At 62.7% G+C, this 22502-nt stretch carries 19 protein-coding genes; 10 read left to right on the top strand and 9 right to left on the bottom strand.

Annotated features, from left to right (window positions below; genetic code table 11):
• Positions 1 to 100: 100 nt before the first annotated feature.
• A complete protein-coding gene (locus QYS36_RS23060; protein ID WP_308841692.1) occupies positions 101 to 1066 on the top strand; it encodes a sensor domain-containing diguanylate cyclase in 966 nt (321 codons plus the stop codon).
• A gap of 429 nt (positions 1067 to 1495) precedes the next feature.
• Positions 1496 to 2866 carry an OprD family porin gene (locus QYS36_RS23055; RefSeq protein ID WP_308841691.1) on the top strand — a complete coding sequence of 457 codons (1371 nt, stop codon included), beginning with the start codon at positions 1496 to 1498 and terminating at the stop codon, positions 2864 to 2866.
• Positions 2867 to 2965: 99 nt separating this feature from the next.
• Here the strand turns inward: QYS36_RS23055 and aguA are convergent, their stop codons facing one another.
• The 6 genes from aguA to QYS36_RS23025 all read right to left on the bottom strand — a co-directional run bounded on the left by aguA (position 2966) and on the right by QYS36_RS23025 (position 8762).
• Positions 2966 to 4069 (bottom strand): agmatine deiminase, encoded by a 1104-nt coding sequence (aguA, locus tag QYS36_RS23050; RefSeq protein ID WP_308841690.1) that lies wholly within the window; start codon positions 4067 to 4069, stop codon positions 2966 to 2968.
• Positions 4070 to 4100: 31 nt separating this feature from the next.
• Positions 4101 to 4979, bottom strand: a complete 879-nt coding sequence (gene aguB, locus QYS36_RS23045) for an N-carbamoylputrescine amidase (RefSeq protein WP_308841689.1) — start codon at positions 4977 to 4979, stop codon at positions 4101 to 4103.
• 251 nt (positions 4980 to 5230) lie between these two features.
• Positions 5231 to 5854 (bottom strand): TetR/AcrR family transcriptional regulator, encoded by a 624-nt coding sequence (locus tag QYS36_RS23040; RefSeq protein ID WP_308841688.1) that lies wholly within the window; start codon positions 5852 to 5854, stop codon positions 5231 to 5233.
• Positions 5855 to 6916 carry a polyamine ABC transporter substrate-binding protein gene (locus tag QYS36_RS23035; RefSeq protein WP_308841687.1) on the bottom strand — a complete coding sequence of 354 codons (1062 nt, stop codon included), beginning with the start codon at positions 6914 to 6916 and terminating at the stop codon, positions 5855 to 5857.
• 112 nt (positions 6917 to 7028) lie between these two features.
• Positions 7029 to 8408 (bottom strand): glutamine synthetase family protein, encoded by a 1380-nt coding sequence (locus QYS36_RS23030; RefSeq protein ID WP_308841686.1) that lies wholly within the window; start codon positions 8406 to 8408, stop codon positions 7029 to 7031.
• Between the two features lie 132 nt (positions 8409 to 8540).
• Positions 8541 to 8762 carry a hypothetical protein gene (locus tag QYS36_RS23025; protein ID WP_308841685.1) on the bottom strand — a complete coding sequence of 74 codons (222 nt, stop codon included), beginning with the start codon at positions 8760 to 8762 and terminating at the stop codon, positions 8541 to 8543.
• A 462-nt stretch (positions 8763 to 9224) separates the two neighbouring features.
• Between QYS36_RS23025 and QYS36_RS23020 the strand changes: the two genes are divergently transcribed.
• The 7 genes from QYS36_RS23020 to QYS36_RS22990 all read left to right on the top strand — a co-directional run bounded on the left by QYS36_RS23020 (position 9225) and on the right by QYS36_RS22990 (position 17571).
• Positions 9225 to 10583: a glutamine synthetase family protein gene (locus QYS36_RS23020; RefSeq protein ID WP_308841684.1), complete on the top strand. Its 1359-nt coding sequence runs from the start codon at positions 9225 to 9227 to the stop codon at positions 10581 to 10583.
• Positions 10584 to 10638: 55 nt separating this feature from the next.
• Positions 10639 to 12006 (top strand): aspartate aminotransferase family protein, encoded by a 1368-nt coding sequence (locus QYS36_RS23015; protein WP_374990490.1) that lies wholly within the window; start codon positions 10639 to 10641, stop codon positions 12004 to 12006.
• Between the two features lie 170 nt (positions 12007 to 12176).
• Entirely contained in the window at positions 12177 to 13277 is a 1101-nt protein-coding gene (locus QYS36_RS23010) for a polyamine ABC transporter substrate-binding protein (protein ID WP_308841682.1), read from the top strand.
• A gap of 170 nt (positions 13278 to 13447) precedes the next feature.
• The gene (locus QYS36_RS23005; RefSeq protein WP_308841825.1) at positions 13448 to 14521 is read left to right on the top strand and encodes a polyamine ABC transporter substrate-binding protein; all 1074 of its coding nucleotides are present in this window, start codon (positions 13448 to 13450) and stop codon (positions 14519 to 14521) included.
• 118 nt (positions 14522 to 14639) lie between these two features.
• Entirely contained in the window at positions 14640 to 15794 is a 1155-nt protein-coding gene (potA, locus tag QYS36_RS23000; protein WP_308841681.1) for a polyamine ABC transporter ATP-binding protein, read from the top strand.
• A 23-nt stretch (positions 15795 to 15817) separates the two neighbouring features.
• Positions 15818 to 16699: an ABC transporter permease subunit gene (locus QYS36_RS22995; RefSeq protein WP_308841824.1), complete on the top strand. Its 882-nt coding sequence runs from the start codon at positions 15818 to 15820 to the stop codon at positions 16697 to 16699.
• The gene (locus tag QYS36_RS22990; RefSeq protein WP_308841680.1) at positions 16696 to 17571 is read left to right on the top strand and encodes an ABC transporter permease subunit; all 876 of its coding nucleotides are present in this window, start codon (positions 16696 to 16698) and stop codon (positions 17569 to 17571) included. The genes QYS36_RS22995 and QYS36_RS22990 overlap by 4 nt, the downstream gene beginning before the upstream one ends.
• Positions 17572 to 17778: 207 nt before the next feature.
• Here the strand turns inward: QYS36_RS22990 and QYS36_RS22985 are convergent, their stop codons facing one another.
• The 3 genes from QYS36_RS22985 to QYS36_RS22975 form a co-directional block, all read right to left on the bottom strand.
• Positions 17779 to 19752 carry a choline BCCT transporter BetT gene (locus QYS36_RS22985; RefSeq protein WP_308841679.1) on the bottom strand — a complete coding sequence of 658 codons (1974 nt, stop codon included), beginning with the start codon at positions 19750 to 19752 and terminating at the stop codon, positions 17779 to 17781.
• 212 nt (positions 19753 to 19964) lie between these two features.
• A complete protein-coding gene (locus QYS36_RS22980) occupies positions 19965 to 21455 on the bottom strand; it encodes a YifB family Mg chelatase-like AAA ATPase (RefSeq protein WP_308841678.1) in 1491 nt (496 codons plus the stop codon).
• A 34-nt stretch (positions 21456 to 21489) separates the two neighbouring features.
• Positions 21490 to 21762, bottom strand: coding sequence for an accessory factor UbiK family protein (locus QYS36_RS22975; RefSeq protein ID WP_308841677.1), 273 nt, complete (start codon positions 21760 to 21762; stop codon positions 21490 to 21492).
• A gap of 391 nt (positions 21763 to 22153) precedes the next feature.
• On the opposite strand from QYS36_RS22975, the gene glnK reads away from it, so the two are divergent.
• Entirely contained in the window at positions 22154 to 22492 is a 339-nt protein-coding gene (gene glnK / locus QYS36_RS22970; protein ID WP_003096476.1) for a P-II family nitrogen regulator, read from the top strand.
• The last annotated feature ends 10 nt before the right edge of the window (positions 22493 to 22502 follow it).

Genomic DNA, 22502 nt, shown 5'->3' with positions numbered 1-22502 from the left:
GTGACCTGGTTGCCACATAGAAGCCCGCCATTCGGCGGGCTTTTTCGATCCCGTTGGCGGCCCCCACCGCAATCTAAAGGCCAATGCTCTGGATCGGTATATGGATGAACTCGCTGCTATCGACCTGGAAGAGCTGACCCTGGCTTTGCTGCACAGCCGTGCCGAGAGCACCCGGCTGCGCGAGCGCGAGCAGCTGTTCAGTACGCTGTTGGGAAGTGTCAACGCCGTACTCTGGGCCTTCGACTGGGAGGCCCAGCAGATCATCTATGTCAGCCCGGCCTACGAGCTGGTTTTCGGCCGCTCGGCCGGCTTGTTGCTGGCCGACTATGGCGAGTGGCGCAACAGCATCTATCCGGATGACCTGGAGTACGCCGCCGAGAGCATGGCCAAGGTACTGGAGACCGGTGCCGTGGAGGCCCGGGAGTATCGGATCATCCGCGCCGATGGCGAAATCCGCTGGCTCAGTGACAAATGCTTTATCGGCCGGCAGAGCGAGAGCCACGCCTCGCCCATCATCTTTGGCATCGCCGAAGACATCACCGAGAAGAAGCAGCTCGAAGGCGAACTGCATCGCCTGGCGACCACCGACGTGTTGACCCAGAGCAGCAACCGTCGGCACTTTTTCGAGTGCGCGCAAAGCGAGTTCGAGCTGGCGCGTGCCCATGGGCAGCCGCTGGCCTTTCTGCTTCTGGATCTGGACGACTTCAAGCACATCAATGATACCCACGGCCATCAGGTCGGTGACCAGGTGCTGCAACAACTGGCCAACTGTGCCAGCGCGGTGCTGCGCCGGGGTGATCTGTTCGGGCGCATTGGTGGTGAAGAATTCGCGGCGCTGTTCCCAGGCTGTGAGCCGGAACTGGCGTCGCAGATCGCCCAGCGTCTGCAACGGGAGATCCAGCGCCTGTCGTTCACCCATGAAGGCACGACCTTTGGCGTCACGGTCAGCCAGGGGCTGACATCCCTGCGCGGTGGCGACCCAGGGCTCGACGTGCTCTATGCACGCGCCGACGCGGCCATGTACCAGGCCAAACGGCAGGGCAAGAATCAGATCGTGACCAGCTGAGCTGGCGGAAAACCGCCTGTTTGGCGGCTTTCATAGGCAATTAATTGCCCATTCCCTGTGGATGGGCACTGCCCCACGATCGGCCTTTTTCGATAACATATTGAATTGTTAGCTGTTATGCGACTTTAGTCGTCCATGGCATGTAACCTGCTGTGCTAAATTCATACAGCAGCGGCCATTGAGGGCCGGACAATAAGAATGCCGAGAATTGAACGATGCCTGTTTTCTGCCAATGCGGTAGCCGCAGCAACCTGATTCACCTTTACCCCTGAACGTATTTCGTACTGTCGTCCGTGTATCTGCGGCGCCTTCCGGCTGCCTGGCACTCGACGGCCGTACATGAATTCGGCTGGCTGCTCGCCATGAAGGCGGCGCCTTGCGGGCCGATATGCTGCACCAATAAAAGAACAGAACACTGGAGAGATCACGATGAAAAAAGCTTCCCTGGCGCTCGCTGTAGCCGCCGGTACTCTGGGTCTGACCCTGAGCCATGTGGCCAACGCTGCCTTTATCGAAGACAGCAAGGCCAAGCTGGACCTGCGTAACTTCTACTTCGACAACGACAACCGTGAGAGCCAAGGCGATGTTGGTGTTGGCACCGCTCACAGCGGTCAGGTTCGCGAATGGGGCCAGGCATTTCAGCTGAACCTGCAGTCGGGCTTCACCGAAGGCACCATCGGTGTTGGTGTTGACGCTATCGGTTTGCTGGGTGTACGCCTGGACGGTGGCGGCCGTACTGGCAAAGCCGGGCAAGATCGTACGCCTAGTGCGCTGTTCCCACTGGAAAGTGATGGCACTGCTCGCGACGAGTTCAGCAGCATGGGCCTGACCGGCAAGATCCGTTTCTCCAAGACCGTCGCTCACGTAGGCACTCTGCAGCCGAAACTGCCGGTCGTGACCTTCAACGATGGTCGTCTGGTTCCGCAGACCTTCGAAGGCGCGCAGATCACCTCCAACGAAATCGACAACCTGACCCTGGTTGCCGGTCAGTTGGAACACGCCAAGGGCCGTGCATCTTCCAATGCCGATTCGCTGGCTATCGCTGGTGCCGGTGCTGGCGCCGACAGCAACAAGTTCTACTACGGTGGTGCCGACTACAAGATCAACAAGGATCTGCTGGTTCAGTACTACTACGGCAACCTGGATGACTTCTACAAGCAGCACTTCCTGGGCCTGACCCATACCCTGGCGCTGGGTGCCGGCTCCCTGAAGTCCGATCTGCGTTACTTCGACACCAGCTCCGACGGCAAGAACAGCAGTGCTGCCGGTCGTGCCGATGGCTACATCGGTAGCGGCTATTGGAATGGTGGTCGTGCCAACTCCGATTTCGGCGAGGTCGACAACCGCACCTGGAGCGCATTCTTCACCTACAGCCTGGAAGGCCATGCCCTGAGCGCTGGTTACCAGCAGGTATCGGGCGACAGCCAGTTCATCCAGCTGAACCAGGGTTCGATTCCTGGCCAGGGTGGTGCAACTACCTACCTGATCACCGACCGTCAGATCACCAACTTCGCCCGTGCTGGCGAGCGTACCTGGATCACCCAGTACGGCTACGACTTCGGCAAGATCGGTGTGCCTGGCCTGACCGCCAACGTGCTGTACATGAAAGGCGACAACATCAAGTCGGCTGACGGCGATCTGAAAGAGTGGGAGCGTGACCTGACCGTCAGCTACGTGGTTCAGGACGGCGCTGCCAAAGGCCTGGGTTTCGCCTGGCGTAACGCTTCCCTGCGCAGCGAAGCTGCTGCTGATACCGATCAGAACCGTCTGATCGTCAGCTACAGCATCCCGCTGATGTAAGCACCGCACCGAGCCGCTCTCTGCGGCGGCTCCTGCATGCGCAAAAGCCCGGACTGGTTCCGGGCTTTTGCTTGTCTGGCGTCCGGGTTATCGCTCAGTTCACTGCCGGATCGCCGGCTGCTGCTGGGTGATGCAGTGAATGTTGCCGCCACCGAGCAGGATCTCCCGGCCCGGCACCATCACCACGCGGTGTTCGGGAAACAGGCGCTCGAGAATGGCCTTGGCTTCCGGGTCCTTGGGGTCGTCGAAGCTGGGCGCGACGATGCCGCCGTTGACGATCAGGAAGTTCACGTAGGAGCCGGCCAGGCGGACCTCCGGGCTACGCTCCTGGCTGCCGAGCACGCGGTCGACGCCGGCGCATTCTTCCTCGCTGGCATGCAGGGGCCCCGGGATCGGCATCTTGTGCACGGTCAGCGTGCGGCCTTTGGCGTCGCGGGCGTTTTCCAGCACCGCCATGGCCTCCTGGCAGCGGCTGTAGTTGGGGTTCTGCGGATCGTCCGTCCAGGCCAGCAGCACTTCGCCCGGGCGCACGTAGCAGCAGAAGTTGTCGACGTGGCCGTCGGTCTCGTCGTTGTACAAGCCATGGGGCAGCCAGATCACGGTATCGATGGCCAGGTGATCGGCCAGCACGGCTTCGATCTGCTCGCGGCTCAGGTGCGGGTTGCGGTTGTGGTTGAGCAGGCATTCTTCGGTGGTGATCAGGGTGCCTTCACCGTCGACGTGGATCGAGCCGCCCTCGAGCACGAAACCCTCGGTGCGGTAACGGTGGCAGCCCTCGATGTTGAGGATCTTGCTGGCCACCTGGTCGTCACGCAGCCACGGGAAGTACAGGCCGCCTTCGAAACCGCCCCAGGCATTGAAGCCCCAGTCGACGCCGCGCAGTTCGCCCTGAGCACTGGTCACGAAGGTCGGGCCGGTGTCGCGCACCCAGGCGTCGTCGGTGCTCATTTCCACTACCCGAATCTGCGCGTGCTGCAGGTGCGCACAGGCATTCTCGTATTGCCCGGCCGATACGCAGACCGTCACCGGTTCGAACTCGGCAATGGCTCGGGCCACGGCGGTGAAGGCCTGCTGAGCAGGTTTGCCACCCAGGCGCCAGTTGTCCGGCCGTTCCGGCCATACCATCCAGGTCTGGCTATGGGGTTCCCATTCGGCCGGCATGCGAAAGCCGTCAGCGCGGGGTGTCGAGGTCAGCGTGGTCATGGGCGTGCTCCGTTGCGCAAGGTCTGTGGGGTCAGGAGGCAGGTGTGCCGTCCGGGGTTGTCAATGGCGTATACAGGTCGGGGCGGCGATCGCCGCATGTGCCCCAGGCGCCGCGCACCTGCTCGAGCTTGGCGAGGTCGAAGCTGTGTACCCGCACGCCGGCTTCGCGCTCGCCGAGTTCTTCGACCTTTTCGCCGAACTGGTTGGCGATGAAGGATGCACCATGGAAGTTGGTGGCGTAACCGTGCTGCTGTTCCACGCCAAGGCGGTTGCTGGCCATCAGCGGTATCAGGTTGGCGCCAGCGTGGCCCTGTAGCACCCGTTGCCAATGGTCGCGCGCGAGGATGGCGGCGTCGTGGGGCTCGCTGCCGATGACGGTCGGGTAGCACAACAGCTCGGCACCCTGCAGGGCCATGGCACGGGCGCACTCGGGAAACCACTGATCCCAGCAGATGCCGACGCCGACGCGGGCGTAGCGGGTATCCCACACCTTGAAACCGGTGTCGCCAGGGTTGAAGTAGTACTTCTCGTGGTAGCCGGGACCCTCGGGGATGTGGCTCTTGCGATAGATGCCGAGGTTCCTGCCGTCGGCATCGATTACCGCCACGCTGCTGAAGCGCGCCTGCCCGGCCAGTTCGTAGAAGCTGATCGGCAAGACCACCTGCAGTTCTCTGGCCAGCGCCTGGAAATGCCTGATGGCCAGGTTGTCATCCACCCGGGTGGCCAATTGCAGGGAGTGCTGGTCGGGTTTCTGGCAGAAGTACGGCGTCTCGAACAGCGCTGGCAGCAGGATGATCTGCGCACCCCTGGCTGCCGCTTCGCGCACATGCTTTTCGGCATTGGCGATGTTCGTCGCGGTATCCGAGGCGCAGGCCATCTGAGTGGCCGCCACGCTGACGGTACGAGACATGCATAGCCTCCAGGGAATGGATCATGGCGCCGGCATCGGCAGCGCTATCGATTCAAGCGGGCGAGGACAAGAATGTCCACCCAAGGGTGATCTTATAGTCGATATATATCGAATTTAGAAGCTATAGAAAGCGACTGTTTATGTTTAATACCCATGCTTTGCAGATAAATATTTGTAATTCATGGGATTGTTCGGATCGTCGGTCAGCGCTCGAACGGGTGCCAGCGATAGCGCGCCGCAACGGGCAGCCATCAAGGCGCAGCGCGTTTGCGCAGGAAGGGGGGCAGGTATAGCCCCAGATAGGCTTCGAACACCCGCAGGCCTTCTTCGGCGTAGCGCGGCGTGATCTCGCCGTGCTGGTGAATCGAGCGGGCGTAAACGCGGTCACCCAGCTCCATGGCCAGTGCGAACACATCGATATCCTCCGGCAAGGCGGGCAACTCGAAATAGCGCTCGAACAGCGCGCGATTCTGCTGGCTGAGCTCGATATCGTGCTGGCGGTCGGCCTGGGTCACTTCGGCGAGGCCATGCTGGGCGAGGATCAGCTGCCGGGCCGCGGCATCACCGGCATAGATGCTCAGCATGCGCTGCTCGATAAGCCGCGCAAGGTCGCGCCAGCAGGATAACCGCTCGGCATCGATGGGCTCCTGCAGGCAGGCGCGGAAGGCGCGGTGCACATCGGCGGTAAGCGCCTGCAGCAGGGCGGGCACACTGGGAAAGAAGTGGTAGATCGACGAGGGTGCAATGGCGGCGCGCTCGGCCACGGTGTAGATCGAGAGCGCCGCCACGCCCTGCTCGGCCAGCAGGGTACGGGCGGCGCCGAGGATCTGTTCGATACGCGCCTGACTACTGGCCCGGGGTTTTCGGGTGGTCAATCAGGCGCCCTCACGAAAGCGCTTCCAGGCCGCGTCGCGAACCTCGGCCTGCTTGGCGGGAAGGGTTTCCAGCATATGCAGGCGGCGTTTCAGCTCGGCGTTGGGATACAGGGCGGGCTCGTTGCTCAGGCTGCTGTCGAGAAACTGCCTGGCGTCGGCATTGCCACTGGGGTACAGGGTCTCGCGGGTGATCTGGGCCGCCACCTCGGGTTGCATCAGGTAGTCGATGAAGCGGTGGGCCAGGTCCGCACGGGGCGCGCTGCTGGGAATCACCAGGTTGTCGATGAACAGCATCGAGCCCTCGTCGGGGATCACGAAGGTCACCGGCTGGCCCTTGCGGGCTGCGCCCAGGGCGTCACCCACCCAGGCAAGCGCCATGCACAGGCGGCCATTGTCGAGATCCTCGATGTAGCGCTCGCTGTCCACGTAGCGCAGGTTCGGTCGAACCTGCATCAGCAACTCACCCGCGCGCTTGATGCGCGCCGGGGCGGCGCGTGCCAGGCTGCGCCCCTGGTAGTTGAACAGCACCGACAGCACCTCCGCCGGCGCATCCAGGGAACTGATGCCGCAACTGGCCAGGCGCGCGCTCTGCGCCGGGTCGAAGAACAGGCTCCAACTATGCGGCAGTGGCCCGCCGTAGGCCGCTTCCGCCTTGGGCTGGTTGATCGCCAGGCCAACCGCGCCCCACAGGTAGGGAATGGCATGCCGGTTACCGGGATCAACGGCGGCGAGTTTTTTCAGCAGATCCTGATCCAGGTGCGCGCGATTGCTCAGTTTCGGCAGATCCAGGGGCTGCAATTTGCCGTCGCTGATCAGCTGAGGCAGCGTGTTGTGCGAGACCACCGCGATATCGATAGGCTCGCCGCTGGCCATTACCGCGTCGAGCTCTTCGGCTGTGCTGAAGGTGTGGTAGTCGACGCTGATTCCGGTGTCCTGCTGAAAGCGTTCCACCACTTCGGGGGCGATGTAGTCATTCCAGTTGTAGACCCGGATGCTATCGCCGGCTGCAGCCATTGCAGATGCCGGGGCGAGAGCTAGCAGAAGGGCGAGACGTCTGATCATGGCGGTCATCCTGATAGCGATGGTAACAATTAAGGTGCTGCGCCAGGCGCAGCTGGCCGAGGCAGGCCGGCCGCGCCTGTGAAAACGCCGGCTATTGCCGGCGTTTCAGGGGTTACACGGTGTGCAGGTACCAGTTGTATTCGAGATCGGAAATGGTCGTCTCGAACTCCTGCAGTTCGGCTTCCTTGCAGGCGACGAAGATGTCGATGTAGTCGGGGCTGATGTACTTGTTGAGCACCTCGCTGTCGTCGAGCTCACGCAGGGCGTCACGCAGGTTGTTGGGCAGGCTCTGCTCCAACTGCTCGTAGGAATTGCCCTCGATCGGCTCACCCGGATCCAGCTTGTTGGTCAGGCCGTGGTGAATGCCGGCGAGGATCGAGGCCATCATCAGGTACGGGTTGGCGTCGGCACCGGCCACGCGGTGCTCGATGCGGGTCGCGTCGCTGCTGCCGGTCGGTACGCGTACCGCCACGGTACGGTTGTCCAGGCCCCAGCTCGGCGCGTTCGGCACATAGAACTGCGCGCCGAAACGGCGGTAGGAGTTGACGTTCGGGCACAGGAAGGCCATCGACGCCGGCATGGTGTCGAGGATCCCGGCGATGGCATGGCGCAGCGGCGCGTGCTGCTCCGGATCGTCGGTGGCGAAGATGTTCTGCCCGGTTTTCTTGTCGAGCAGCGAGATGTGCACGTGCAGGCCGTTGCCCGCCTGGCCCGGATAGGGCTTGGCCATGAAGGTGGAATCCATCTCGTGGTCGTAGGCGATGTTCTTGATCAGGCGCTTGAGCAGCAGCGCGTGGTCGCAGGCCTTGATGGCATCCTTGGTGTGGTGCAGGTTGACCTCGAACTGCGCCGGGGCGCTTTCCTTGACGATGGCGTCGGCCGGCAGCGCCTGCTCCTTGGCGGCCTCGAGCATGTCCTGCAGGCAGTCGACGTATTCGTCGAGGTCGTCGATCAGGTAGACCTGGGTGGAGTGCGGGCGCTTGCCGGAGATCGGCGAGCGCGGCGGCTGCGGCCGACCGTTCACGTTTTCCTGATCGATCAGGTAGAACTCCAGTTCGAAGGCTGCGCAGATGGTCAGGCCGAGTTCGTCGAACTTCTGTACCACCTGGCGCAATACCTCTCGTGGGTCGGCAAAGAAGGGGCTGCCGTCCAGTTCGTGCATGGTCATCAACAGTTGCGCGGTGGGGCGCTTCTGCCAGGGTTCCTTGCACAGGGTATCGGGGATGGGGAAGCAGATACGGTCGGCATCGCCGATGTCCAGGCCCAGGCCTGTGCTTTCGACGGTGGCGCCATTGATGTCCAGGGCGAACAGCGAAGCCGGCAGATTGATGCCTTTTTCGTACACCTTATGGAGGCTGGCACGTTCGATGCGCTTGCCGCGCACGACACCATTCATATCTGCAATCAGAAGGTCGACGAACTGAACCTCAGGGTGTTCCTTGAGGAATGCGTTCGCTTCATTGAGCTGAACGGCACGCGGGGGTACCGACATGATGCAACACCTATGTTGTTAAAAATATCAATCAATTGCTGACACACCGCGAGTCAATCCCAAACGCCAGATGCTGTCAAGGCAGCTCGATGCTGCCCTAAAAAGGGGCTTGATGGCCATTTTCAGGGCGTTTCAGGGCATTTCCGGGAAAAAGCAGTGCACCGTTTCAGGTGTGTGTCGGGCGACACCGGCGAGCCGAGATGAACCGGTTGTATAAAAAAACGAACAAGGATAAGCTCGGCGAAAGCCCACATAATCCAACAATAAGGGTGTTTTCATGAGCTGCATGTCGCTATCCGGCGTCATTGCCAGTGCCACACAGTTCGCGGCCTCGCTGGCTGTAACCTGGGTCATGCGGTTCCTGCGCACGGCCGCTCGGCGCTGTTTTGCACAGCGTTTCCTCGCGCTGACGTCAGCCAGTCGATTCGCTCGAAAATCTGCACACCTCATCAGCTTCCTTCCGTTATCCCTGTCTATGCCGGGCCGTCGATCAGCATGGCTGCGTGCCTCTGCGCCCTGTGCCGTTGTCTGCCCCGTTCAAGCGTATCCAGCGATGCCTGGCAAAGGCGGCGCGCGCCTTGCAATGGCATCTGCCGCTGTCGAGTGCAACAAAGGTCGGTTACAGTCGAGGGCGATGTGGTGGTGCACCGCTGCGCGCACAAGGCTGTGTCTGGAGTGGCGGGTGGGCCACTGCTCGTGGCAACGTGAACACCCTGGATTATCCCGTACGCTGGTGGCTGGCCGCCAAGCCACCCGCCAGGTTCGGGGCATGTCGAGCCGGCCGAGGATGCCGGTTTCAAAAAACCTGAGGTCTCTATGAGCACCAAACTGGACCAGCTCTCCAGCTGGTTGAAAGAACGCAAGATCACCGAAGTCGAATGTCTGGTCAGCGACCTGACGGGGATTGCCCGGGGCAAGATCTCGCCGACCAACAAATTCCTCGATGAAAAAGGCATGCGCCTGCCCGAGAGCGTGCTGTTGCAGACGGTTACCGGCGATTACGTCGAAGACGATGTGTACTACGACCTGCTCGACCCGGCCGACATCGACATGATCTGCCGGCCGGACGAGAACGCCGTGTTCATCGTGCCCTGGGCCATCGAGCCCACCGCCCAGGTGATCCACGACACCTACGACAAGCAGGGCAATCCGATCGAGCTGTCGCCGCGCAACATCCTCAAGAAAGTGCTGCGCCTGTATGCCGACAAGGGCTGGCAGCCGATCGTGGCGCCGGAGATGGAGTTCTACCTGACCAAGCGCAACAGCGACCCGGACTTCCCGCTGGTGGCGCCGATGGGCCGCTCCGGGCGTCCGGAAACCGGCCGGCAGAGCTTCTCGATCGATGCGGCCAACGAATTCGACCCGCTGTTCGAGGACATGTACGACTGGTGCGAGCTGCAGGGCCTGGATCTGGACACCCTGATCCACGAAGAAGGCCCCGCGCAGATGGAGATCAACTTCCGTCACGGCGACGCGCTGCACCTGGCCGACCAGATCCTGGTGTTCAAGCGCACCATGCGCGAAGCGGCGCTCAAGCACGACGTGGCGGCGACCTTCATGGCCAAACCGATCACCGATGAGCCAGGCAGCGCCATGCACCTGCACCAGAGCATCATCGACGTGAAGACCGGCAAGAACATCTTCTCCAACGAAGACGGCTCGATGAGCCAGCTGTTCATGCACCACATCGGCGGGCTGCAGAAGTACATCCCGGAGCTGTTGCCGCTGTTCGCGCCCAACGTCAATTCGTTCCGCCGCTTCCTGCCCGATACCTCGGCGCCGGTGAACGTCGAGTGGGGCGAGGAAAACCGTACCGTCGGCCTGCGCGTGCCGGATGCCACGCCGCAGAACCGTCGGGTGGAAAACCGCCTGGCCGGCGCCGATGCCAACCCCTACCTGGCCCTGGCGGCCAGCCTGTTGTGCGGCTATATCGGCATGGTCGAAGGCATCGAGCCGAGCGCGCCGGTGGTGGGCCGTGGCTACGAGCGCCGCAACCTGCGCCTGCCACTGACCCTGGAGGCGGCACTGGAGCGCATGGAAACCTGCCAGGTGGTCGAGCAGTACCTGGGCCACAAGTTCGTCAGCGGCTATGTGGCGGTCAAGCGTGCCGAGCACGAGAACTTCAAGCGGGTGATCAGCTCCTGGGAGCGCGAGTTCCTGCTGCTCTCGGTCTGATCCAGCCGGCGGGCCGGCGCGGAGCCGCCCGGCCCGGCATTTATAAGAGGTGAATATGACGGCAAGCAACGCGAATACCCAGAAATGGCAGGCCATGAGCCGCGACCATCACCTGGCGCCTTTCAGTGATCTCAAGCAGCTGGCCGAGAAGGGCCCACGCATCATCACCCGCGGTGAAGGCGTGCACCTGTGGGACAGCGAAGGCAACAAGATCCTCGATGGCATGGCCGGGCTGTGGTGCCTCGCCATCGGCTATGGTCGTGAAGAACTGGTGCAGGCCGCCAGCAAGCAGATGCGCGAGCTGCCGTTCTACAACACCTTCTTCCAGACCGCCCACCCGCCGGTGCTGGAACTGGCCAAGGCGCTCGCCGAGGTGACCCCGGCCGGCATGAACCACGTGTTCTTTACCGGCTCGGGCTCGGAGGGCAACGACACCATGCTGCGCATGGTCCGCCATTACTGGGCGCTCAAGGGCAAGCCGAACAAGAAGGTAGTGATCGCCCGCGAGAACGGCTATCACGGCTCCACCGTCGCCGGCGCCAGCCTGGGCGGCATGAAAGGCATGCACGAACAGGGCGACCTGCCGATCCCGGGCATCGTCCATATCGCCCAGCCATACTGGTTCGGCGAGGGCGGCGAGATGACCCCGGAGGCCTTTGGCATCTGGGCCGCTGATGAGCTGGAAAAGAAGATTCTCGAGGTCGGCGAAGACCAGGTCGCGGCGTTCATCGCCGAGCCGATCCAGGGCGCCGGCGGGGTGATCATTCCCCCGGACAGCTACTGGCCGCGGGTGCGCGAGATTCTCGCCAAGTACGACATCCTGTTCGTCGCCGACGAGGTGATCTGTGGGTTCGGCCGTACCGGCGAGTGGTTCGGCAGCGACTATTACGGCAATACGCCGGACATGATGACCATCGCCAAGGGCCTGACCTCCGGCTACGTGCCGATGGGCGGCCTGGTGGTGCGTGACGAGATCGTCAAGGTGCTCAACGAGGGGGGCGATTTCAACCACGGCTTCACCTATTCAGGACACCCGGTGGCAGCAGCGGTGGCGCTGGAAAACATCCGGATTCTGCGCGAAGAAAAGATCATCGAGCAGGTCAGAGAGGAAACGGCACCGTATTTGCAGAAACGACTGCGCGAGCTGGCCGATCATCCGTTGGTCGGCGAGGTGCGCGGCGTGGGCATGCTGGGCGCCATCGAACTGGTGAAGGACAAAGCGACCCGCGCGCGTTATCCGAGCGACAAGGCGGTGGGGATGATCTGCCGCGGTCACTGCTTCGAGAACGGCCTGATCATGCGCGCCGTTGGCGACACCATGATCATTTCGCCGCCGCTGGTGATCAGCAAGAGCGAGATCGACGAGCTGGTGGACAAGGCCCGCAAATGCCTGGATCTCACCGCCCGTGCTTTACTGGCTTGACTGACGTTGCAACGCTTTTGCGGATGCAGCGCCAGTCGGGTGTAATCAATTGCCTGTCAGGGCTTGAGCGATGGGGTGGTTATCGCCAGACTTGCCGGCCAAAAAAAACGGGCCCAGCCGCGAAGAACGGCGGCCCGCTGAATCGACATCACATTAGGGAGCTGAACCGCATGATCAAGACTTTCGGCAAGACTCTGCTGGCGGTGACGCTGGCCGGCGCCGTGGCCGGTATGGCGCAGGCAGATGGCAAGGTACTGAACGTCTACAACTGGTCGGACTACATCGCCGCCGACACCGTAGCCAAGTTCACCAAGGAGACCGGCATCAAGGTCACCTACGACGTCTACGACTCCAACGAAACCCTGGAAGCCAAGCTGTTCGCGGGCCGGTCGGGCTACGACATCGTGGTGCCGTCCAACAACTTCCTGGCCAAGCACATCAAGGCCAAGGTCTACCTGCCGCTGGACAAGTCCAAGCTGTCCAACTGGGACAACCTGGACAAGAACCTGCTGAAAACCGTCGAGGTCAGCGACCCGGGCAACCAGTACGCCTTTCCCTACATGTGGGGCTCGATCGGCATCGGCTTCAACCCGGAAAAGGTCAAGGCCGTGCTGGGCGACAACGCCCCGGTGGATTCCTGGGACCTGCTGTTCAAGCCCGAGAACATTGAGAAGCTGAAGGCCTGCGGCGTATCCTTCCTCGACTCGCCAACCGAGATCCTGCCGATTGCACTGCAGTACCTGGGCTATGAGCCGACCAGCACCGATCCGAAAGAGCTCAAGGAAGCCGAGGCGCTGTTCCTGAAGATCCGCCCGTCGATCACCTATTTCCACTCCTCCAAGTACATCTCCGACCTGGCCAACGGCAACCTCTGCGTGGCCGTGGGTTACTCGGGTGACGTCTACCAGGCCAAGGCCCGGGCCGAAGAGGCGGGTGGCAAGGTCAAGGTGGCCTACAACATTCCGAAGGAAGGCGCCGGTACCTTCTTCGACATGGTGGCGATCCCCGCCGATGCGGAAAACGTCGAGTCGGCCTATGCCTTCATGAACTTCCTGCTGAAGCCGGAAATCATGGCCGAGATCACCAACGAAGTGCACTTCCCCAACGGCAATGCCAAGGCCACGCCACTGGTCGATGAAGCCATTCGCAACGACCCGGGCGTGTACCCGACGCAGGAGACCATGGGCAAGTTGTACGCCTTCCCGGACGTGCCGCCGGCCGCCCAGCGCGCCATGACCCGCAGCTGGACGAAGATCAAGTCCGGTCGCTGATGCCTGATGACCGCGGTGCCTGGCGCCGCGGTCTGCGTTTGTAGGCAAGGGCGGATCGCCGCCCGTCGAGTGCCGCGCTGTTGCCGTGGCGCTCTCCCGAATCGCGATGCATCACCTGCCGGTGATGAGCCACAAGAAGAGGACGACCTGTGCATTTTCCCCTGGGCAAGATTCTGACCACGACCGCGCTTTCGGTTGGCTTGGCAACCCTGGCACACGCCGACGGTACCGTGCATATCTACAACTGGAGCGACTACATCGGCGAGGACACCCTGGCCGCGTTCCAGAAAGACACGGGCATCAAACCGGTCTACGACGTCTTCGACTCCAACGAAACCCTGGAAGGCAAATTGCTCGCTGGCCGTAGCGGCTACGACGTGGTGGTGCCGTCCAATCATTTTCTCGGCAAGCAGATCAAGGCGGGCGCGTTCCAGAAGCTCGATCGGAGCAAGCTGCCGAACTGGAACAACCTCGACCCGGCGCTGCTCAAGCAGCTGGAAACCAACGACCCGGGCAATCAGTACGCGGTGCCTTATCTGTGGGGCACCAACGGCATCGGTTACAACGTTGCCAAGGTCAAGGAAGTGCTGGGTGTCGACAAGATCGACTCCTGGGCCGTGCTGTTCGAACCGCAGAACATGAAGAAGCTCGCCAGCTGCGGCGTGTCCTTCATGGATTCGGCCGACGAGATGATCCCCTCGGTGCTCAACTACCTGGGCCTGGATCCGAACAGCCAGAGCGCCGATGACTACGCCAAGGCCGAGGCCAAGCTGCTGGAAGTGCGCCCCTACGTGAGCTACTTCCACTCCTCGAAATACATTTCCGACCTGGCCAACGGCAACATCTGCGTGGCGTTCGGCTACTCCGGTGACGTGTTGCAGGCATCGGACCGTGCCGCGGAGGCCGGAAAGGGCATCGAAATCGCCTATGCGATTCCCAAGGAGGGCGCCAACCTGTGGTTCGACATGCTCGCCATCCCCAAGGATGCCGGCAATGTCGAGCAGGCCCATGCCTTCATCAACTACCTGCTCGATCCACAGGTGATCGCCGGGGTCAGTGACTATGTCGGCTATGCCAACCCCAACGTCAAGGCGGGGGAGCTGATGGACCAGGACATTCGCCAGGACGAGTCGGTGTACCCACCGCAGGCCGTGCTGGACAAGTTGTACGTGATGGCCGAACTGCCGCCCAAGGCGCAGCGCCTGATGACGCGAAGCTGGACCAAGATCAAGTCCGGAAGATAAACCCATGAGCAGGCCGTCGAGTAGCTACCCTCGTTGCCGCTGCTGTGGCCACGTTTCTCAACGGCCTGCCTAACGCCCGGTCCTCGCCGGGTGACATTTCTACTGCGGGAGTTTGGTAATGGCAGTTGCTTCCAGTACTTATAAGAAGGTCATCGAGGGCAGCCAGCAACCCAAAGAGGTGCTGGTCAGGATCGAGCGGGTAACCAAGAAGTTCGACGAAACCGTCGCGGTCGACGATGTCTCGCTGACCATCAACAAGGGCGAGATCTTCGCCCTGCTGGGTGGCTCCGGCTCGGGCAAGTCGACCCTGCTGCGCATGCTCGCCGGGTTCGAGCGGCCCACCGAAGGGCGCATCTTCCTCGATGGCCAGGACATTACCGACCTGCCGCCCTATGATCGACCGATCAACATGATGTTCCAGTCCTACGCGCTGTTCCCGCACATGAGCGTGGCTGACAACATCGCCTTCGGCCTCAAGCAGGACAAGATGTCCAAGGCCGAGATCGACGGGCGCGTGGCCGAGATGCTCAAGCTGGTGCACATGACCCAATATGCCAAGCGCAAGCCCCATCAGCTCTCCGGGGGCCAGCGCCAGCGCGTGGCGCTGGCCCGCTCGCTGGCCAAGCGCCCCAAGCTTTTGCTGCTCGACGAGCCCATGGGCGCGCTGGACAAGAAGCTGCGCTCGCAGATGCAACTCGAACTGGTGGAGATCATCGAGCGCGTCGGCGTGACCTGCGTGATGGTTACCCACGACCAGGAAGAGGCCATGACCATGGCCCAGCGCATCGCCATCATGCACCTGGGCTGGATCGCCCAGATCGGCAGCCCCATCGATATCTACGAGACGCCGGCCAGCCGCCTGGTCTGCGAATTCATCGGCAACGTCAACCTGTTCGACGGGCAACTCGTCCACGACGATACCGACCATGCGGTGATCGATTGCCCACAGCTGGACAAGCCGATCTACATCGGTCATGGCATCAGCACCCGCGCCCAGGAGACGCAGGTCACCTATGCCCTGCGCCCGGAAAAGCTGCTGATGGCCACCCAGCTGCCGGCCGACCACGAGCACCCGGAGTACAACTGGAGCCATGGCAGCGTGCACGACATCGCCTACCTGGGCGGGCACTCGGTGTACTACGTCAAGCTGACCTCCGGGCAGATCGTGCAGTGCTTCATCGCCAACGCCGAGCGCCGTGGCAAACGGCCGACCTGGGATGACCCGGTGGTGGTGTTCTGGGAAGACGACAGCGGCGTGGTGTTGCAATCATGAAAATGAGCAGCTTGACCAAGCGTATGCCTAACGGCCGACACCTGGTGATCGGCATTCCATTTTTCTGGCTGTTCCTGTTCTTCCTGCTGCCGTTCATCATCGTGCTGAAAATCAGCTTCGCCGAAGCCGATGTGGCGATCCCGCCGTACACGGAAATCTACACCTGGGCCGACAACACCCTGCAGGTGGTGCTGAACCTGGGCAACTACATCTTCCTCACCGAGGATGCGTTGTACCTGGCCGCCTACCTGGGGTCGCTGAAGATCGCCTTTTTCAGCACCCTGGCCTGTCTGCTGATCGGCTACCCCATGGCCTACGCCATCGCCCGTGCCAACAAGGAAACCCAGACGGTCCTGCTGCTGCTGGTGATGATGCCGACCTGGACGGCGATCCTGATCCGCGTCTACGCCTGGATGGGCATCCTCAGCAACAACGGTCTGCTCAACAGCCTGCTGCAGAGCATCGGCCTGATCGATGCGCCGCTGCAGATCCTCAATACCAATACCGCGGTGTACATCGGTATCGTCTATTCGTACCTGCCGTTCATGATCCTGCCGCTGTTCGCCAACCTGGTGAAGCATGACCAGAGCCTGCTCGAAGCCGCCTCGGATCTGGGCTCGAGCAACTTCAACAGCTTCTGGAAGATCACCGTGCCGCTGTCCAAGAACGGCATCATCGCCGGCTGCATGCTGGTGTTCATTCCGGTAGTGGGCGAGTTCGTGATCCCCGAGCTGCTCGGCGGCCCGGAAACCCTGATGATCGGCAAGGTGCTGTGGCAGGAGTTCTTCAACAACCGCGACTGGCCGGTGGCCTCGGCGCTGGCGGTGGTGATGCTGGCGATCCTGTTGGTACCGATCATTCTGTTCAACCGTAACCAAGCTAAAGAGCTGGAGGGACGCGTATGAAGAGTTTCCGTTTCTCCACGCTGATGCTGTGGGTCGGCCTGGCCTTCATCTACCTGCCGATGGTCATCCTGGTGATCTACTCGTTCAACGCCTCGCGGCTGGTGACGGTGTGGGGCGGCTGGTCGACCAAGTGGTACTGGAGCCTGCTCGACGACCGCCAACTGATGGGCGCCGTCTGGCGTTCCCTGGAGATCGCCTGCTACACGGCGATCGCGGCGGTGGCGTTGGGCACCCTGGCGGCCTTCGTGCTGACCCGCATCAGCCGCTTCAAGGGCCGCACCCTGTTCGGTGGCCTGGTCACCGCACCGCTGGTGATGCCGGAAGTGATCACCGGTCTGTCGCTGCTGCTGCTGTTCGTGGCCATGGCGCAACTGATCGGCTGGCCGGCAGAGCGCGGCATGATGACCATCTGGATCGCCCACACCACCTTCTGCTCGGCCTATGTGGCCGTGGTGGTGTCGGCGCGCCTGCGCGAGCTGGACCTGTCCATCGAAGAAGCCGCCATGGACCTTGGCGCGCGGCCGTGGAAGGTGTTCTTCCTGATCACCATCCCGATGATCGCGCCCTCGCTGATGGCGGGCGGCATGATGTCCTTCGCGCTGTCGCTCGATGACCTGGTACTGGCCAGCTTCGTGTCCGGGCCTGGTGCGACCACGCTGCCCATGGAGGTGTTCTCCAAGGTGCGCCTGGGCGTGACCCCGGCGATCAACGCGATTGCCAGCCTGATCCTGCTGGCGGTGTCGCTCGCCACCTTCCTGGTGTGGTTCTTCACTCATCGGGCCGAGGAGCGCCGTCGCAAGGCGATCCAGCAGGTCATGGAGGAAAGCCAGAACGCCATCGGTGCCCGTCCAGAGGTCAAGCCGGCTCACTGAAGCAGCTGCCCAACGACAATGCCCGCCGGCTGCGCAAGCAGGGCGGGCATTGTTTTGTGTGCTGGATAGCGGGTTGCGCGTGGGTAAGTCCGCGGCAGCGACGTGGTTGCCCGGCTGACCGCTGGGCTTCGGTCGAGTATTCAGGCTGGGCCACCAACAACAACGCCCGGGCTATCACGGCCCGGGCGTTGTTGTTGACGCAGAGGCTTAGCGCGTCAGGTGCAGGAAGTGCATGTGACGTTCGTACTGGTCGAGGATGTCGCCGATCACTTCCTCGCGGTTCCAGCCCATCACGTCGTAGTCCTGGCCGCCTTCGTTGAGGTGCACCTCGGCGCGGAAGTACTTGCGCTCCTCGTTGGAGTCATCGCGCGTGTCACGCAGGGCGAAGCTTGGCTGGATCAGCGCGCGCGGGCGAACCTGATACTGGAAGTCGGCTTCGGCGCCATGGCTGACCGACAGCGTGACACGGCCGTCGTCGCCACTCTCGACCTGTGCCTCGCGGCCCTGCTTGCGCATTTCCTCGGCCACCTGCTGGCAGGCGGGCAGCACCGTTTCGACGATGAAGCGGTTGACGTGGGAACGGCGTGGCAGCATCACCATGCTGCGCAGGCGACGTTGCCAGCCGCCAGTGCTCGAAGCACCCCGGGGGCTGAGCGACACCTGGTCACGCAGGTTGCGCTTGGCGGCATCGATCTGCAGGGCGCGCAGCAGGCCCCACATCGAGGCCATCAGGGCGATCACGAAGGGCAGGGCGCTGGCGATGGTCGCGGTTTGCAAGGCCTTGAGGCCGTCTGCCAGCAGCAGCGAGGCGGCCACCACGCCCATCAGTACGGCCCAGAAAATACGCTGCCATACCGGCGTGCGGTCCTGGCCCCCGGAGGCGAGCATGTCCACCACCATGGCGCCGGAGTCGGCGGAGGTGACGAAGAACACCACCACCATCAACACCGCGATCTGCGACAGGATCGCTGACATCGGGAAGTGTTCGAGAAACGCGAACAATGCCAGGGAGCTGTCCTTGTCCACCGCAGCGGCCAGGTCGGTAACGCCGTCGACCAGGATCATGTGGATCGCGGTATCGCCGAACACGGTCATCCATAGCAGGGTGAAGCCGGCGGGAACTACCAGCACGCCGCCGATGAACTGGCGAATGGTGCGGCCGCGGGAAATACGCGCGATGAACAGGCCCACGAACGGCGACCAGGACAACCACCAGCCCCAGTAGAACAGGGTCCAGCCGCCGATCCAGTCGGTCGGCTCGTAGGCGTAGAGGTTGAAGGTCTTGCTGACGATTTCCGACAGGTACTGGCCAGTGTTCTGCACGAAGGTCTGCAACACGAACACCGTCGGCCCGAGCACCAGCACGAACAGCATCAGGCACACGGCAAGCAGCATGTTCAGCTCGGAGAGTCGCCGGATGCCCTTGTCCAGGCCGCTGACCACGGAGATGGTGGCCAGGCCCATCGTCCCGGCCAGCAGCAGGAGCTGCATCGTGGTCGTGGTCGGCATGCCGTACAGGTGGTTGAAGCCGGTGTTGATCTGCATCACGCCGTAGCCCAGCGAGGTGGCCACGCCGAGCACGGTACCAATCACCGCGAAGATGTCCACGGCATGGCCGATAGGCCCATAGATGCGGTCGCCAATCAGCGGATAGAGCGCCGAGCGCAGGGTCAGCGGCAGATTATGGCGGAAACTGAAGTACGCCAGGATCAGCGCGACGATGGCGTAGATGGCCCAGGCGTGCAGGCCCCAGTGGAAGAAGGTGACGTTCATCGCCTGTTTGGCGGCTGCGACCGTACCGCCCTCACCCACGGGGGGCGCGATGAAGTGCATCACCGGCTCGGCGACGCCGAAGAACATCAGGCCGATGCCCATGCCGGCACAGAACAGCATGGAGAACCAGGTGCGGTTGTTGTAGTCGGGCTCGCTATGATCGGGGCCGAGCTTGATGTCGCCATAGCGGCTCATGGCGAGGAACACGACGAACAGCAGGATCAACGCAACGGCAAGGATATAGACCCAGCTGGCGTTTTCGATGATCCAGGCCTGGGTTGCGCCGAACACGCTCTGGGCGCTGTCCTTGAACACCGTGCTGTAGATCACCAGGCACGCAATGATCAGGGTGGAGCCGAAGAAAACCGGCGGATTGAGGGTTGAGCGGGAAGACAGAGGTGCCTCCATTGAGCTAGCTCTCCTTGGTCAGAGTCTTTCCTGGGCTTACTCAGCCAATCACCTGGTCTGGGCCGGGAGGGCTGGATAGCAAAGCGACTCGGTTTTTCGGATGGCCGCCAAAAGCGGAGGCCCGCGATTGTAGCATCACCGATAGTCGGATTCTGGGTAACGCCTGCTATCGATAAGCCATTAGCCGTTTCGTTCAGCTTATTTGTGGCGCCTCACAGGTTGGTGCGGTACTGCAGCGCCTCGGCCAGGTGCTGGCGGCTGATCCGCTCCTCGCCCTGCAGATCCGCCAGCGTGCGTGCCACTTTCAGCACACGGTGCGCCGAGCGCAGCGACAGCGTGAGGCGCTCGCAGGCGTGCTCCAGCCACTGGCGGTCCGCCTCGGCCAGGTGGCAATGGGCACGCAGCCCTGGCAGGTCGAGAAAGGCGTTGGCGATGCCCTGGCGGTGCAGCTGGATATCCCGCGCTGCCGCGACGCGGCTGGCGGCGGACGCGCTGGTCTCGCCGTCATCGGCTGGGACGTCGAGCTGGGTGCTCTCGCGGGCCACGGTGATGTGCAGGTCGATGCGGTCGAGCAGCGGCCCGGAGAGCTTGCCGCGGTAGCGCTGGATCTGCTCAGGGCTGCAGCGACAGCGCCCGCTGGCGTCGCCTAGAAACCCGCAGGGGCAGGGGTTCATGGCGGCGACCAACTGGAAACGGGCCGGAAAGGCGACCTTGTCCCGGGCCCGAGCGATGACGATCTGGCCACTTTCCAACGGCTCGCGCAGCACTTCGAGCACGCGGCGGTCGAATTCGGGCAGTTCATCGAGAAACAGCACGCCGTGGTGGGCCAGGGTGATTTCTCCCGGCTGCGGACGGCTGCCGCCGCCCACCAGGGCCGGGCCGGAGGCGCTGTGGTGCGGGTGCCTGAACGGTCGTTGCGGCCAGCTCTGCAGCGGCGTATGGCTGGCCACCGAGCGAATCGCGGCAACCTGCAGGGCTTCTTCCTCGGTCAGCGGCGGCAGCAGGCCGGGCAGGCGGCTGGCCAGCAGGGTTTTACCGGTACCTGGCGGCCCGCTCAGCAGCAGGTTGTGGCCGCCGGCGGCGGCAACCAGCAGGGCGCGTTTGGCGGCGATCTGGCCCTGCACCTCGGCAAGATCCGGATAGGGCTGGGTATGACGCAGCAGGCCCTGGGCCTCATAGGGCGCCAGCGGTGTCTGGCCGTTAAGGTGCGCCACCAGCTCCAGCAGGTGCTCGACGGCCAGTACGGTGAGGCCGCTGGCCAGGCTGGCTTCCTCGGCGTTTTCCCTGGGCACCACCAGGGTGCGGCCTGCATGCCGGGCGGCCAGTGCGGCGGGCAGCACGCCCTGCACCGGGCGTATGGTGCCTGACAGGGCGAGCTCGCCGAGGCATTCGAGGTTGCTCAGCGATTCAGCAGGCAACTGGCCGCTGGCCGCGAGGATGCCAAGGGCGATCGCCAGGTCGAAGCGACCGCCATCCTTCGGCAGATCGGCCGGCGCCAGGTTCAGGGTGATGCGCCGGGGCGGGAAGTCGAGGGCGCAGTTGAGGATGGCGCTGCGCACGCGATCCTTGGATTCCTTGACCGCGGTCTCCGGCAGCCCGACCAGCGCCAGGGAAGGCAGGCCGTTGGCCAGGTGTGCCTCGACGGTCACGCTGGGTGCATCGACGCCGACCTGGGCGCGGCTATGGACGATGGCCAATGACATTGATCGCTCCTTGATCGTCTGCCGGCCGAGCAGGCTACTCGGCCGGTGCGTGCTGCGTCGCTGCGGTGCGGCTTTCCAGCTCGGCAACCTTGGCTTCCAGGGCCTCGAGGCGCGCGCGGGTGCGGGCCAGCACGACCATCTGGCTATCGAATTCTTCGCGGCTGACCAGGTCCAGCTTGCTGAAGCTGCTCTGCAGCAGCGCCTTGAGCTGGCTTTCGATTTCACTGCGCGGCAATGGAGTGTCACCGCTGAGCAGGCGACTCGCCTGGCTGCTGAGGGCATCGAGCAACGCTTTGGGTGGCAGCATGGGAACCTTCCAGAATGAGTTGGCGGCAGTGTAGCACGGTGGGTTTTCACGGCCGGCGATGCGGGCGCGCACCAATATTGCGCACAGTGCTGTGCGGATTGGCGCCCTTCTGGTGCGAAGAGCTTGGCGTGACATCGATCACAATCGCCGGCAGGCCCGTAAGCTCCTGAAAAGCGGCGTTTTGCCGGTATTGGCAAGCTTTCTGCTTAGAGGCTCATGACCCATGCACCGATGCGGTTCGGTTTGTAGCGAACGGGCGGGGAGGGTTCACCGCGAGCAGTTGGTCAGCCCGTCTTGGCAACCGATGCATACAAAAGCCAGACACTGAGCTTAGACTTGGGCCGGGGTAACAATTCCTGGGGCAAGTCCACCTTACACGGGAGAGAGTTTCATGAAACTAGTCACTGCCATCATCAAGCCGTTCAAGCTGGACGATGTCCGCGAATCACTGTCGGAAATCGGCGTGCAAGGCATCACCGTCACCGAAGTGAAAGGCTTCGGCCGCCAGAAGGGCCACACCGAGCTTTACCGCGGCGCTGAATATGTCGTCGATTTCCTGCCCAAGGTGAAGATCGACGTGGCGATCGCTGACGATCAGCTGGACCGCGTCATCGAGGCCATCACCAAGGCTGCCAACACCGGCAAGATCGGTGACGGCAAGATTTTCGTTGTAAACCTGGAACAGGCGATCCGCATCCGTACCGGCGAAACCGATACCGACGCGATCTAAAGCTCCGCCC

Source organism: Pseudomonas sp. G34 (assembly GCF_031119625.1).
In the GTDB taxonomy this organism is placed as follows: domain Bacteria; phylum Pseudomonadota; class Gammaproteobacteria; order Pseudomonadales; family Pseudomonadaceae; genus Aquipseudomonas.
The sequence above is the reverse complement of the archived record's forward strand: the minus strand, read 5'-3'. Positions and strand labels throughout refer to the sequence as shown.

Bases quoted from the DNA above. Each gene is read 5' to 3' on its own strand.
- QYS36_RS23060 (WP_308841692.1), top strand. From the start codon at position 101: ATGGATGAACTCGCTGCTATCGACCTGGAAGAGCTGACCCTGGCTTTG.
- QYS36_RS23055 (WP_308841691.1), top strand. From the start codon at position 1,496: ATGAAAAAAGCTTCCCTGGCGCTCGCTGTAGCCGCCGGTACTCTGGGT.
- aguA (WP_308841690.1), bottom strand. From the start codon at position 4,069: ATGACCACGCTGACCTCGACACCCCGCGCTGACGGCTTTCGCATGCCG.
- aguB (WP_308841689.1), bottom strand. From the start codon at position 4,979: ATGTCTCGTACCGTCAGCGTGGCGGCCACTCAGATGGCCTGCGCCTCG.
- QYS36_RS23035 (WP_308841687.1), bottom strand. From the start codon at position 6,916: ATGATCAGACGTCTCGCCCTTCTGCTAGCTCTCGCCCCGGCATCTGCA.
- QYS36_RS23030 (WP_308841686.1), bottom strand. From the start codon at position 8,408: ATGTCGGTACCCCCGCGTGCCGTTCAGCTCAATGAAGCGAACGCATTC.
- QYS36_RS23025 (WP_308841685.1), bottom strand. From the start codon at position 8,762: ATGACCCAGGTTACAGCCAGCGAGGCCGCGAACTGTGTGGCACTGGCA.
- QYS36_RS23020 (WP_308841684.1), top strand. From the start codon at position 9,225: ATGAGCACCAAACTGGACCAGCTCTCCAGCTGGTTGAAAGAACGCAAG.
- QYS36_RS23015 (WP_374990490.1), top strand. From the start codon at position 10,639: ATGACGGCAAGCAACGCGAATACCCAGAAATGGCAGGCCATGAGCCGC.
- QYS36_RS23010 (WP_308841682.1), top strand. From the start codon at position 12,177: ATGATCAAGACTTTCGGCAAGACTCTGCTGGCGGTGACGCTGGCCGGC.
- potA (WP_308841681.1), top strand. From the start codon at position 14,640: ATGGCAGTTGCTTCCAGTACTTATAAGAAGGTCATCGAGGGCAGCCAG.
- QYS36_RS22995 (WP_308841824.1), top strand. From the start codon at position 15,818: ATGCCTAACGGCCGACACCTGGTGATCGGCATTCCATTTTTCTGGCTG.
- QYS36_RS22990 (WP_308841680.1), top strand. From the start codon at position 16,696: ATGAAGAGTTTCCGTTTCTCCACGCTGATGCTGTGGGTCGGCCTGGCC.
- QYS36_RS22985 (WP_308841679.1), bottom strand. From the start codon at position 19,752: ATGGAGGCACCTCTGTCTTCCCGCTCAACCCTCAATCCGCCGGTTTTC.
- QYS36_RS22980 (WP_308841678.1), bottom strand. From the start codon at position 21,455: ATGTCATTGGCCATCGTCCATAGCCGCGCCCAGGTCGGCGTCGATGCA.
- QYS36_RS22975 (WP_308841677.1), bottom strand. From the start codon at position 21,762: ATGCTGCCACCCAAAGCGTTGCTCGATGCCCTCAGCAGCCAGGCGAGT.
- glnK (WP_003096476.1), top strand. From the start codon at position 22,154: ATGAAACTAGTCACTGCCATCATCAAGCCGTTCAAGCTGGACGATGTC.